Origin of the sequence: Collinsella sp. HCP28S3_G2 (assembly GCF_052065125.1) — a bacterium.
In the GTDB taxonomy this organism is placed as follows: domain Bacteria; phylum Actinomycetota; class Coriobacteriia; order Coriobacteriales; family Coriobacteriaceae; genus Collinsella.
On the sequence record NZ_JBQHUO010000004.1, the window covers coordinates 70,985 to 83,176 of the forward strand.

Sequence of the window (12,192 nt, forward strand, 5' to 3'; positions counted from 1 at the left end):
AGCTGATCAACATGGCAGAACCCAACATTCTTCTTACCCGCATCGATAACCGACTGATTCATGGTCAGGTTGCCACCCAGTGGAACTCCACTCTGGGCTCCAACCTCATCCTCGTCGCCAACGACGACGTGTCAACCAATACCATGCGCCAGAACCTCATGAAGATGGCCGCTCCCGCCGGCGTCGCTACGCGTTTCTTCTCCCTGCAGAAGACCATCGACGTCATCGGCAAGGCGAGCCCGCGCCAGAAGATCTTCATCGTGGCCGAAACACCGGAAGACGTGCTTACGCTCGTCAAGGGCGGTGTGCCTATAAAGAAGGTAAACATCGGCAACATGCACATGTCGGAAGGAAAGCGCCAAGTCGCCACCTCTGTCGCAGTTAACGACGAGGATGTCGCTGCGTTTAAAGAGCTGCAGGAATTGGGGGTGGAGCTGGAGATCAGGCGCGTTCCGAGCACGCCTGTTGAGGACACGAGCAAGCTCTTCTCGTAATCCTCGTGATCCACATTGTCAGGAGTGAAACCCTGACGTTCTGTACGTGATATCAAAAGTGCGTACATGCATTTTGAAAGGAGGAGCAAGATGGAATACTCGATCATCCAGGTCGCTCTGGTCTTCATCGTCACGTTCGTCGCGGCAATCGACCAGTTCAACTTCCTCGAGTCTCTCTATCAGCCCATCGTCACCGGCGCCGTCATCGGTCTTATCCTTGGCGACCTCAACACCGGTCTTCTCGTGGGTGGTACCTATCAGCTCATGACGATCGGCAACATGCCGATCGGAGGCGCTCAGCCGCCTAACGCCGTCATCGGCGGCATCATGGCAGCCATTCTCGCAATCGCCACGGGCCTCGAGCCCAACGCGGCAGTCGGCCTTGCCATTCCGTTCGCTCTGCTTGGTCAGCTCGGCGTTACCCTGGTCTTCACGCTTATGTCGCCGCTCATGTCCTCCGCGGACAACATGGCTCACAACGCTGACACCAAGGGTATCGAGCGTCTGAACTACTTCGCCATGGCTCTGCTCGGCCTGATCTTCGCTATCGTCGTCACCCTGTTCTTCATCGCTGGCGCTACCATCGGTCAGACCATCGCCTCCGCCATCCCGGCTTGGCTGCAGACCGGTCTCTCCGCTGCAGGCGGCATGATGCGCTTCGTCGGCTTCGCCGTCCTGCTCAAGGTTATGATGAACCGCGATATGTGGGGCTTCTTCCTCATGGGCTTTGGCCTCGCGATCATCACCGTTGCCAACGATTCTCTGGCAACTCCTGCCCTGCTCATCCTCGCTCTCATCGGCTTCGGCATCGCTTTCTGGGACTTCCAGCAGCAGACCGAGCTGAAGGGTGCAGCTGTTTCTGACGGAGGTGACTTCGAAGATGGCATCTAATGAGTATGTGATCCCGGAGCACTACGAGGATCTCACTCCTGCTCCGCAGCTCGACCAGAAGACCCTCAACAAGATGGCTTGGCGCTCCTGCTTCCTGCAGGCCTCGTTCAACTACGAGCGTATGCAGGCCGCTGGCTGGCTCTACTCCATCATCCCCGGTCTGGAGAAGATCCACACCAACAAGAACGACCTCGCGGCTTCCATGAGCCACAACCTGGAGTTCTTCAACACTCACCCGTTCCTCGTCACCTTTGTTATGGGCATCGTGCTTTCGCTCGAGCAGAACAAGGTTGACATCCCCACGATTCGCGCCGTCCGCGTCGCCGCAATGGGCCCGCTCGGTGGTATCGGTGACGCCCTGTTCTGGCTGACGCTCGTGCCTATCACGGCTGGCATCACCTCCAACATGGCCATCAACGGCAACGCCGCTGCGCCGATCATCTTCCTGGTGATCTTCAACGCCGTCCAGTTCGCACTGCGCTTCTGGCTCATGAACTGGTCCTACAAGCTTGGCACCAGCGCTATTGACGCTCTGACCGCCAACATGCAGGCCTTCACGCGCGCCGCTTCCATCATGGGCGTCTTCGTCGTCGGTTGCCTGGTCGTCACCATGGGTGGCACCCAGATCAACCTCCAGATTCCCAACGGCACCACCCGTGGCCTCTCCGCTACTACCGTGATCGTCTCCGAGAAGGAGGCCGAGAACTTCACCGGTATGGAGGGCATCGATACCGAGACCGCTGAGGCCGGTACCATCGCCATGACCGATAAGGACGGCAACGCCCTTACCGCTTCCGATGCCGACGGCAACGCTGTCGAGTGCGGCGTTACCGATCTGGGCAACGGCATGGAGTCCGTGACCTACGGCACCGTTACCGAGGATCCGGTCAACTTCTCTGTTGCCGACACCCTCAACACCATCGTCCCGAAGCTCGTCCCGCTTATGCTTACGCTGCTGCTTTACTACATGTTCGCTAAGCACAGCTGGACCCCGACCAAGGGCATTCTGCTGCTCTTCGTCCTGGGCATCCTGGGCGCTGGCCCGCTTGGTCTCTGGCCGAGCATCTGGTAAGGCTCTAGCTTGAGGGGTGTGTCCCTACGCGGCTCACACCCCGACCCCTTAAGCCATGTGTATGTTAAAAGCCGCGTGCTCGAAAGAGCGCGCGGCTTTTGTTTTCTTGATGATTCGGATGTGGCAGACAGATAATGTTAACCACCCAAGGTAGTAGCCGAGTTTGAGAAAATGGGAGGATAGGATGGCGATCGGGGCGCGTAAGCAACCGCTGTACGATCAGCTGGTCGATATTCTGACCGAAAAGATTGACCATGAATATCGTGCCGGTGACATGATTCCTTCCGAGCGCGAACTTTCGGAGCGCTATGGTCTCTCGCGCACCACGGTACGCCTGGCTCTGCAGGAACTGGAGCGTTTAGGACTGGTGGTTCGGCAGCACGGTCGCGGTACCTTTGTGACCGACCGTTCGGCAAAGGCAACCAATCTTATGCAGTCCTACAGCTTTACCGAACAGATGCGCGCGATGGGTCGTGACCCCGAGACCACGATTCTCGAGTTTTGCGAGATGGAGGCCGATAAGAATCTAGCCGAGCATATGGGATTGCATATCGGTGATCGCGTTTTTAAGCTCAAGCGCCTTCGTTCTGCCGACAACATGCCCATGATGGTCGAACGCAGCTATCTGCCGGTTCGTCAATTTCTGTCCCTAAAGCGACCACTGCTGGAGAGTAAGCCGCTTTACGATGTGATTGAGCAGGACTTTCAGCAAAAGATTCGCGTGGCCGAAGAGGAGTTCTATGCGAGCATAGCCCGTCCCACCGATGCCCACCTTTTGGCAATTGTCGAGGGGTCGCCTGTGCTCGATTTGGTCAGGACTACGTATAACGAGTCAAACGAGGTTGTGGAGTATACGCTCTCGGTTGCTCGTGCCGATCAGTTTAAATACAAGGTTTACCACCAGCGTAGCAACTAGTGTTCGCATCGTTTCCATATGGTGATTCCTTGCATTTAACTGGTTACTACCAGATAACCAACCGAAGTGTATAATTGCACGTCAGAGGATTACTTCTAGAGAGAGGTATTAGAAATGTTCGAGAAGAGTGTCGAGGAGCTCACCGAGCTCGGCGCCCAGATCACCACGGCCGAGATTGCTCAGCAGCCCGAGCTTTGGCGTGATACGCTCAACATCTATCGTGAGAACAAGGAGGCCATCGAGGCCTTTCTGGCCGAGGCTCGCGCTATGGGCGAGGGCCGTCTGTCCGTTGTCTTCACCGGTGCCGGTACGTCTGACTACGTTGGCGATACCTGCGCCCCGTACCTGCGTCACGCTGGCAACACTGATCTCTACGACTTTAAGCCCATTGCCACGACCGACATCGTGAGCGCCCCGCGCGACTTCCTGCGTGCCGAGGATCCCACGCTCGTGGTTTCCTTTGCCCGCTCTGGCAACAGCCCCGAGAGCCTTGCCGCCGTTGCCGTTGCCAAGGAGCTTGTCCACAACGTCAAATTCCTCAACATCACCTGCGCTCCCGAGGGCAAGCTCGCCGTCGAGTCTGCCGATGATCCCAACGCGCTGACGCTGCTCATTCCGCGCGCCAACGACAAGGGCTTCGCCATGACCGGTTCTTATTCCTGCATGACCCTGCTCGCCACCCTTATTTTCGACACTGCCTCTGACGAGCAGAAGGCCGGGTGGGTCGAGACCATCGCCAAGATGGGCGAGGAGGTCATCTCCCGTGAGCCCGAGGTCGCCGATTATCTCGCTGGAGACTTTAACCGCGTGACCTACTTGGGTTCTGGCTCCTTCGGTGGCCTTGCCCAGGAGAGCCAGCTCAAGATCCTCGAGCTCGCTCACGGCCTGGTTGCCACTTCTTACGACACTTCCATGGGCTATCGTCACGGACCCAAGTCCTTCGTCGACGACAAGACCCTCGTGTTCGTGTTCGTCAACAACGACGCCTACACCCGTCAGTACGACATCGACATCCTCAACGAGATCGGTGGCGACGATATTGCTCAGCACACCGTTGCCGTTCAGCAGGATGGCGCTACTGTCTACGAGGGTGAGTCCTTCACCTTTAAGGGCTACGAGGCACTTCCCGAGGGCTACCTTGCTCTGCCGTTCGTGATGTTTGCTCAGGCTATCAGCCTGCTTAACTCCGTGCGCGTGGGCAACACGCCCGACACGCCGAGCCCCACCGGCACGGTCAACCGCGTGGTCAAGGGCGTGACGATTCACCCCTTCACCGCTTAATCGCGTCCCCCTGTAAGGGCGCCCGTCCGCTCATAACGGCGGGCGGGCGCTTTTTGTTTTACGTGAGCTGGGTATAAACATCACCACAGTTAACTGCTTTAGAAGTAAGGAGTACATATGAGCACGTACGCAATTAAGGCTGACAAGTTCTTCTTGCCGGCAGGCCCGCAACTGGGCGGCTATCTTATGGTCGAGGACGGCGTCTTTGGCGCTTGGCAGGCCGACGAGCCCTCCTGCGAGATCAAGGACTACACGGGATCGTGGATTGCGCCGGGCATGGTCGACACCCACATCCATGGCTTCTATAACCATTCGACTACCGATAACGATCCCGAGGGCATCGATATCAGCTCGACCGAGCTAGCCCGTCGCGGTACCACCAGCTGGCTGCCCACGACGTTCACCGATGGCGTCGAGCAGATCAAGGACGCCTGCGCCGCCATCGCTCAGGCGGACGAGGGCCGTGGCCCCGACTTCTGCGGTGCTCGCATTCAGGGCATCTACCTGGAGGGCCCTTTCTTTACCATGAAGCACGTGGGCGCGCAGAACCCCGCTTATCTTATCGATCCCTCCGAGGAGGTCTTCGATCAGTGGCAGGAGGCTGCGGGTGGTCGCATCGTTAAGAGCGCCATGGCGGCCGAGCACGACGGTGCCGCTGCTTATGCGGCTGCTCTGAACGCCAAGGGTGTGGTGACCAGCATCGGTCACTCCGACGCCACCTACGATGAGTGCATCGCCGCCATCAACGCCGGTGCCAGCTGCTTTACGCATACCTATAACGGCCAGCGCGGACTGCATCACCGTGAGCCCGGTGTTGTGGGTGCTGCCATGTCCACGCCCGAGACCTACGCCGAGATCATCTGTGACGGCAAGCACGTAAACCCTGGCGCCATCAAGGCGCTCCTGCAGGCAAAGGGCTGGCAGCATACGGTGCTCATCACCGACTGCCTGGGTTGCGGCGGCATGCCCGAGGGCAGCTACACCAGTGGCGGCATGGACGTCATCATGAAGGACAACCTGTGCTGGCTCGCCGACGGCAAGAGCATTGCCGGCTCGGTGCTCACGCTTGCCCAGGGCGTCAAGAACATCGTCGACTGGGGCATCGCCAGTGCCGATATCGCCATTCGCATGGCAACCGAGGTGCCGGCACGCTCCGTACACATCGAGGATAAGTGCGGCAGCATCATGCCGGGTCGCGACGCCGACTTTGTCGTGTTCGACCATGAGCTCACCCTCGTCGAGACGTATGTTGGCGGTCAGAGCGTCGGCAACGCCTTTACCGAGTAACGATAGAAAAAGACGGCGGGCCCGAATCTGCTCGGACCCGCCGCATGGGTTAAACGCTCAAAAGTACCTTCACAGTTACAGCTTGTTAGCGATCTTCTTTACCGTGCGCTTAACGCCGGCCACCAGGCCTCCTGCAGGATGCTCCTTCTCGTATGCTAGGCGCTTCTCGCGCTTGGCGTACTCTTCGACGATGATGTCGCCATACTCGTCTTCGATCTTGTCGAAGAAGTCGACGGCGCCCTTAATTTCCTCAGCGGTCGGGTGTCCCTTTTGGACACCACCGGTGAGTTTGAACGGCCCCCACGTATCAAAGCCGGGGCAGCCGTAGACACCCATAAAGATGGCCTGCCTCATGCGGCAGATGCCATCGATATCCTTGCCGTACCACTTGTTTTTGCCACCGTAGGTCATAAGGCCAAACACCTTGTCCTGCGGCTGCAGCACGTTGGTGAGCACGCGTGCCATGTCCTTGTCGATCTCGGAGTAATAGATGCCCGTGGCGACACCGATCAGATGATATTCATGCAGGTTGGGATACTCGTTTTTGCCGAGCGCCTTGACGTCGAGGGTATCGATCTCGGGGTGTGCCTCGACGATGGCGTCCACGAGCTTTTTCGTATTGCCGTGATGGCGCGAGGCGTAGAGGATGATGGTTCGCATAAGAAGGCCTTCCAGCTGTAATTGCATCAATGCCTGTATGGTACCCCGTTGCATGGCTGGGATACCGGACACATCGATGAGCGTGCGGGTTTGTCCTTTAGTCAGGGCCGAGACGGGTGCTTGTGAGCAAAAAGCAGTTGTTCGAAAGGATGGGCAATGGAATACGCTCTCTCCAACGATTCGATTTCTGTTAAGGTGTCCACGGCTGGTGGTTCGTTTACCTCGATTGAGGCTGGAGGTCGCGAGTATCTGTGGCAGGGCGATCCCGCCGTGTGGTCTGGCCAGGCACCGATTTGCTTCCCGATTTGCGGAGGCCTGCGCGATGGCAGCGCCATGACGTTTTCCGGGTATCATGTGAAGCTCGCCCGCCACGGCTTTGCGCGCAAGCAGGAGTGGAAGCTGCTGAGCCAAAGCGCAAACGAGCTGGCTATGTGCCTGGCTTCGGAGGATAACGCCGCGCTGCTGAGAGATTATCCCTACCCGTTTAAGCTTGTCGCTCGTTATACGCTCGAGGACGCTGCCGTGCGCGTTTCCTATGAGGTGACCAACGAGGGCACCGAGGACATGCCGTTCTTTATCGGTGGACACCCCGGCTTTAGGTGCCCGCTCGACGAGGGCGAGGCCTATACGGACTACGAGTTGCGCTTCGAGAAAGACGAGGCTGCGGAGCTTTGCACCGCCGTACCCTCGACTGGCTTGATTGATGTAGCTAACCGTTCAAAGAACCCCATGGTGGGAAAGACGCTCCCCCTGTCGCATGAGCTCTTCGATTTTGCGGAGACCATCTTTGACGTGCTCGAGAGTCGTCAGGTCACGCTTTCCAAGAAGGGCGAGGACAAGGGCGTTCGCTTGAGTTTTGAGGGTTTCCCGTACCTCATCGTGTGGAGTAAGCCCGAGGGCGATTTTGTGGCAGTTGAGCCCTGGGGCGGCCTCTCGACCTGCTCCGATGAGGACGACGTACTTGAGCATAAGCGCGGCTGCCTTGTCGCCAAGCCCAAGGAGACTGTCGTTCGCTCGTTCACGATTGAGATTCTGTAATTCCGTTTTTCGACTCGTATCGCGAGGCATAAGGAGCCTGCGAGATAAGGAGCTAAAAATGATCCTCACCGTTACGATGAACCCGTCCGTCGATACGCGCTATCAGCTCGATGAGCTCATTATCGACGACGTCAACCGTGTGACGCCCGAAAAGACCGCCGGCGGCAAGGGTCTCAACGTGGCCCGTGTGCTGGGCCAGCTGGGCGACGACGTTGTGGCAACCGGTCTGCTCGGTGGCCATATGGGCGCCTATATGGCAGAGCTCATGGATGCTAACGGTATTAACAACGACTTTGTGCCCATCAAGGGCGAGACTCGCATTTGCCTCAACATCCTCCACGCCGGCAACCAGACCGAGCTGCTCGAGAGCGGTCCGACGATTGCCCCCGAGGAGCTGGATGCCTTTACCACCAAGTTTACCGAGCTGGCGAGCAAGGCCGACGTCGTCACTATTTCGGGTTCGCTGCCCCGCGGTGTCGAGGCAGACTACTATGCCAAGATTACGGGCATTGCCGAGAACGCCGGCGCCAAGGTGCTGCTCGATACCTCGGGCGCTTCGCTTGAGGCTGCCCTCAAGTCCGAGGTCAAGCCCGAGCTGGTCAAGCCTAACCTAACCGAGATCAACGGCCTTCTGGGCACGAGCTTTACCACCGACGATGTGGACGAGCTCCGTGCTGCGCTCGCCTCTGACGCCCGCTTCTCCGATATCCCCTGGGTCGTCGTGTCCATGGGCGCTGCCGGCTCCGTGGGCTTCCACAACGGACGTGCGTTCCGTGCCAAGACCCCCGATATTCCTGCCGTTAACGCTACGGGTTCCGGCGACTCCACTATCGCCGGTTTCGCGCATGCCATCGCTGCCGGCGCGGACGACGAGACGGTGCTGCGGACCGCCAACACCTGCGGCAAGCTTAATGCCATGGATCCCATGACCGGTCATCTGGTCATGGACCGTTGGGACGAGGTTTACAACGGCGTTATCGTGGCCGAGCTGTAAGAACTTGGGCGTCGGCTCTGGCATCGGTTGTTTGCTTGTGGTTAGAGCCGACGACAAGTGCGGTAGCATTATGCCGGGGCGCGACGCCGATACTGTCGTGTTCATTCCCGACCTTACCCTGGTCGAGACGTATGCGGGTGGCAACAGCTTTGGCAACGCGTTTGCCGAGTAACCGCCAAAGAAACGATCCGAGAGGGGATTTAGATGATTTACGGTGCATTGGGCGATATCGAGGAGTACCGCGGAATGCTCAAGGGCCTCGACGTGCTGATCGACTGGCTCGAGGAGAACGACCCGGCGGAGCTCGAGGTCGGCAGCCATCCGATTTTGGGCGACAAGGTCTTTGCGAACGTCATGGCTCCCACGACGCGTCCCGAGGCCGAGGCTCACTATGAGACGCATCAGCGCTATCACGACCTGCAGATCGACGTCGAGGGTCGCGAGGCCTTTAAGGTCGCTACGGGCAGCCTAACGCTGGTCCAGGAGTTTGACGAGAAGGACGACTACGATCTGGTCGATTCCGACGCCTCGATCGCCGGCGATCTTGCCGACGACAAGTTTGCGCTGTTTGTTGCCGGCGAGCCGCACATGCCCACGCTCGAGTTCCCGGGCGATGGCGCACAGCCGGTCAAGAAGATCTGCTTTAAGCTGCTTGCAGACGCTTACTGGGAGGAATAGCGCGCTGCTCTGCTGAGCTGTTCGTATGCTGGCGTGTTTTCCCTAAGGGAATCACGCTACGACCCCGTTAATCGTGTTTTCCCTAGGGGAATCACGATTAACGGGGTTTCTGTTTTTGAATAGGGGAGCTGACGCTGTTGCGATGCGTGGGTGGGGGCGCGCACTCAAAATCGGCAACAAAAAAGCCGCCCGAAGGCGGCTGTCTTGTGCAATGGAGCCAGCGACCGGGCTCGAACCGGTGACCCCCGCTTTACGAGAGCGGTGCTCTACCAACTGAGCTACGCTGGCGGCCATGTGGTGACGCAGCTGAGGCGTCAACGGCTGTCTATGATACGGGACATCGCAAATCCGCGCAAGTGTTCTGACGGCTTTTCTCACGTTAAATGCACTAATCATTCAAGCCGGGATGTGCCTGGTTGCCTACAACTAGGTAGAAAAGTGCCCGTCGGCGGTGTGCCGGCGGGCACTGCTGTGCGATATGTTGCGTTATGGGCTTAGTGCCTCATAAAGTGGTATTCGATCACATTGCTGTAGGGATGACCCGGGCCCACAATGCCCTGCGGGAACAGCGGCTGGTGCGGCGTGTCGGGGTACATCTCGGCCTCGAGGGCAAAGCCGGCGCCCCAGCCGTAGTTGGCATCGTCCTTGGCGTGCTCGTCGCCTAGCCAGTTGCCGGTATAGAGCTGCACGCCCGGGGCGGTGGTGTAGTAGTCCAGCTCGCGGCCGGTCCACATCTCCTCGACATGCAGAGCGCGACGCAGGTTGCGGCCGTACTGATAGCCATCGATGCACAGGCAGTGGTCGTAGCCGCGTGCCTGCTTGATCTGCGGATCGTCGGCCTCCATGCCAGGCGCGACGGGGCGTAACTCGCGAAAATCAAACGGTGTTCCCTCGACCGGAGCAATCTCGCCAGTAGGAATGTTCTGGTCGTCAATGGGCAGGTAGTGGGCAGCGTTAGCAACAAAGAAGTGCTCACAGTCCATGCCGGCGTTATGGCCGGCAAGGTTAAAGTACGTGTGGTTGGTCATGGACACGTACGTGGCGCGGTCGCTCTCGCAGCCATATTCGATACGGAAGCGGCCGGTGTGCGTCACGGTAAACACGGCCGTAAAGGTGCGGTTGCCGGGCAGGCCCAACTCGCCATCCTCAAGTGAGGTGGTCATGCGCACGGCGTTGTGAACCTCGTCGAGCTCAACATCCCACACGCGCTTGTGCAGGCCGTGCTCAAGATCGCTGTGCAGGTTGTTGGCGCCCTCGTTGGCGGGCATATGCCAGTCCGTACCGTCGATGGTGATCGTGGCGCCCGCGGTGCGGTTTGCCACGGGGCCAATGGTCGCGCCAAAGCAGGCAGGGTTGTCAAAGTAATCCTCGAGCTTATCGAAGCCCAGCACCACATCGCGCACGTTGCCGGGAATGTCGGGCACATCGATACCCAGCACGGTGGCGCCATAGTCCATAATGCGAACGCAGATCTCGGGCCCGTTGAGGGTGTAACGATGAACGGGGGTACCGCACGGCGCGGTGCCGAAAAGCTCAGAAGTGATCATTTGGTTCCTAACATCGAGGTATTTCCGACAAACTGTAGCGCGAACAGGTGAGATTATCACTACATCCCACTAAAGCAGGGGGTATTTTTCTCAAAAAAGTGATGATTGGAGCCGTGCGGGCGTTCATTTTTGACGCGCGCGAGTCTGATACAATTTGTTCGTTACTGTTTGAATGATATGCGCACAAAGAACGGCGAGGATTCATCGTGATTAAAGCGGAGCGACAGGATAAGGTTCGTCAGCTGCTCGAGGAGCAGGGCACGGTCTCGGTCAAGGAGATTTCGGATGCACTGGGCGTCTCGGATATGACGATCCGCCGTGATCTTGAGGAGCTTGCGAGCCTGGGCGAGATCGAGCGCGTGCACGGCGGCGCCCGCAGTGCGCAGGGTCGTCCCCACGCTATGTTGCGCCACGAGTACTCGCACAGCGAAAAGCGCACCAAGCATGCCGAGGAAAAGCTGCAGATTGCGCGCCGCGCCGTGGAGCTTATCGAGGAAGGTTCGACCATCTTTTTGGGTACGGGCACTACGGTTGAGCAGATGGCCTCGATGCTGCCGGCGTGCCGCCTGCGCATTGTGACCAACTCGCTTTCGGTGTTTAACCTGCTCGAGGCGCGCGAAGACTGCGACCTGTGCCTCGTGGGCGGCATGTATCGTCGCCGCACCGCCGCTTTTGTGGGACCAACGGCCGAGGATACCCTGCGTGCGCTGGGGATCGATGCAGCCTTTATCGGCGCCAACGGCATCTTGGACGGCGACGTGTCTACGTCTAACATGGAAGAGGGCCGCATCCAGCAGCTCGCCTTTAGCAAGGCAGACTCGCGCTATCTGATCGCCGACTCCAGCAAGATCGGCAAGCGCGACTTCTACACCTTCTGCCGTCTGGACAGCCTGGATGCCGTGGTGTGCGAGCCGGGTATCTCGGTCGAGGATCGCGCCGCCATCGAGGAGCATACGCAGGTCATTTGCTAGCTAGCGCTGCAGGATTGCTAGCAAGCACTGTGTGAGGACTTTTGCCCCCCTGTCATTGTGGGGAATCGGCGCGTCAGCGCTACGCGATATGACGCGCAAATGGGGACTTCGCCATCAAATTGTCTCAACCTGTAACAGGTAGGGGTGAAGTCACCAACCAGATGTTACAGATTGAGATTTTTGGCCCGGCCTATCCCGTTTGTCTCAATCTGTAACAGCTAGGACCTAAAAACTCGACTAGGTGTTACAGATCGAGATTTTGTCTATCCAGCCATCACCTTTGTCTTGATCTGTAACAGTTAGACGGTTAAAAGCGAGTTAGATGTTACAGATTGAGATATTTCTGCTCGGGCGTTCTGTTTG

13 protein-coding genes and 1 tRNA gene are annotated in these 12,192 nt (G+C 58.4%); 11 read left to right on the plus strand and 3 right to left on the minus strand.

What is annotated here, in order from left to right:
- Positions 1-11: 11 nt before the first annotated feature.
- From agaV to nagA, 6 genes are all read left to right on the plus strand, one after another.
- Positions 12-494 carry a PTS N-acetylgalactosamine transporter subunit IIB gene (gene agaV, locus ACTNB2_RS04050; RefSeq protein ID WP_154514998.1) on the plus strand — a complete coding sequence of 161 codons (483 nt, stop codon included), beginning with the start codon at positions 12-14 and terminating at the stop codon, positions 492-494.
- A 90-nt stretch (positions 495-584) separates the two neighbouring features.
- Positions 585-1,385 carry a PTS mannose/fructose/sorbose/N-acetylgalactosamine transporter subunit IIC gene (locus ACTNB2_RS04055; protein WP_154514996.1) on the plus strand — a complete coding sequence of 267 codons (801 nt, stop codon included), beginning with the start codon at positions 585-587 and terminating at the stop codon, positions 1,383-1,385.
- Positions 1,375-2,457, plus strand: a complete 1,083-nt coding sequence (locus tag ACTNB2_RS04060; RefSeq protein WP_138374505.1) for a PTS system mannose/fructose/sorbose family transporter subunit IID — start codon at positions 1,375-1,377, stop codon at positions 2,455-2,457. The genes ACTNB2_RS04055 and ACTNB2_RS04060 overlap by 11 nt, the downstream gene beginning before the upstream one ends.
- A 184-nt stretch (positions 2,458-2,641) precedes the next feature.
- A complete protein-coding gene (locus ACTNB2_RS04065; protein ID WP_154514994.1) occupies positions 2,642-3,373 on the plus strand; it encodes a GntR family transcriptional regulator in 732 nt (243 codons plus the stop codon).
- Positions 3,374-3,487: 114 nt separating this feature from the next.
- A complete protein-coding gene (gene agaS / locus ACTNB2_RS04070) occupies positions 3,488-4,654 on the plus strand; it encodes an SIS domain-containing protein (RefSeq protein WP_441040861.1) in 1,167 nt (388 codons plus the stop codon).
- 117 nt (positions 4,655-4,771) lie between these two features.
- Positions 4,772-5,941 (plus strand): N-acetylglucosamine-6-phosphate deacetylase, encoded by a 1,170-nt coding sequence (gene nagA, locus ACTNB2_RS04075; protein WP_154514990.1) that lies wholly within the window; start codon positions 4,772-4,774, stop codon positions 5,939-5,941.
- Between the two features lie 75 nt (positions 5,942-6,016).
- On the opposite strand, the gene ACTNB2_RS04080 is transcribed toward nagA, so the two are convergent.
- Positions 6,017-6,601, minus strand: a complete 585-nt coding sequence (locus ACTNB2_RS04080) for a flavodoxin domain-containing protein (protein WP_229770598.1) — start codon at positions 6,599-6,601, stop codon at positions 6,017-6,019.
- Between the two features lie 156 nt (positions 6,602-6,757).
- Here ACTNB2_RS04080 and ACTNB2_RS04085 point away from each other — a divergent pair, with 156 nt between their 5' ends.
- Genes ACTNB2_RS04085 through ACTNB2_RS04100 form a run of 4 tightly spaced genes read left to right on the plus strand, consistent with a single transcriptional unit; the run spans position 6,758 to position 9,311 of the window.
- Positions 6,758-7,639, plus strand: coding sequence for an aldose 1-epimerase family protein (locus ACTNB2_RS04085; protein ID WP_441040860.1), 882 nt, complete (start codon positions 6,758-6,760; stop codon positions 7,637-7,639).
- A 58-nt stretch (positions 7,640-7,697) separates the two neighbouring features.
- The gene (locus tag ACTNB2_RS04090) at positions 7,698-8,633 is read left to right on the plus strand and encodes a hexose kinase (protein WP_441040858.1); all 936 of its coding nucleotides are present in this window, start codon (positions 7,698-7,700) and stop codon (positions 8,631-8,633) included.
- Between the two features lie 31 nt (positions 8,634-8,664).
- Positions 8,665-8,805, plus strand: coding sequence for a hypothetical protein (locus ACTNB2_RS04095; RefSeq protein ID WP_441045717.1), 141 nt, complete (start codon positions 8,665-8,667; stop codon positions 8,803-8,805).
- A gap of 32 nt (positions 8,806-8,837) precedes the next feature.
- A complete protein-coding gene (locus ACTNB2_RS04100) occupies positions 8,838-9,311 on the plus strand; it encodes a YhcH/YjgK/YiaL family protein (protein WP_117778978.1) in 474 nt (157 codons plus the stop codon).
- 212 nt (positions 9,312-9,523) lie between these two features.
- Here the strand turns inward: ACTNB2_RS04100 and ACTNB2_RS04105 are convergent.
- Together ACTNB2_RS04105 and ACTNB2_RS04110 are read right to left on the minus strand one after the other, a co-directional pair.
- Positions 9,524-9,599 (minus strand) — tRNA-Thr (locus ACTNB2_RS04105).
- Positions 9,600-9,805: 206 nt separating this feature from the next.
- Positions 9,806-10,858, minus strand: coding sequence for an aldose epimerase family protein (locus ACTNB2_RS04110; protein ID WP_441040856.1), 1,053 nt, complete (start codon positions 10,856-10,858; stop codon positions 9,806-9,808).
- Positions 10,859-11,064: 206 nt separating this feature from the next.
- Here ACTNB2_RS04110 and ACTNB2_RS04115 point away from each other — a divergent pair, with 206 nt between their 5' ends.
- Entirely contained in the window at positions 11,065-11,829 is a 765-nt protein-coding gene (locus ACTNB2_RS04115) for a DeoR/GlpR family DNA-binding transcription regulator (protein ID WP_441040854.1), read from the plus strand.
- Positions 11,830-12,192: the final 363 nt, after the last annotated feature.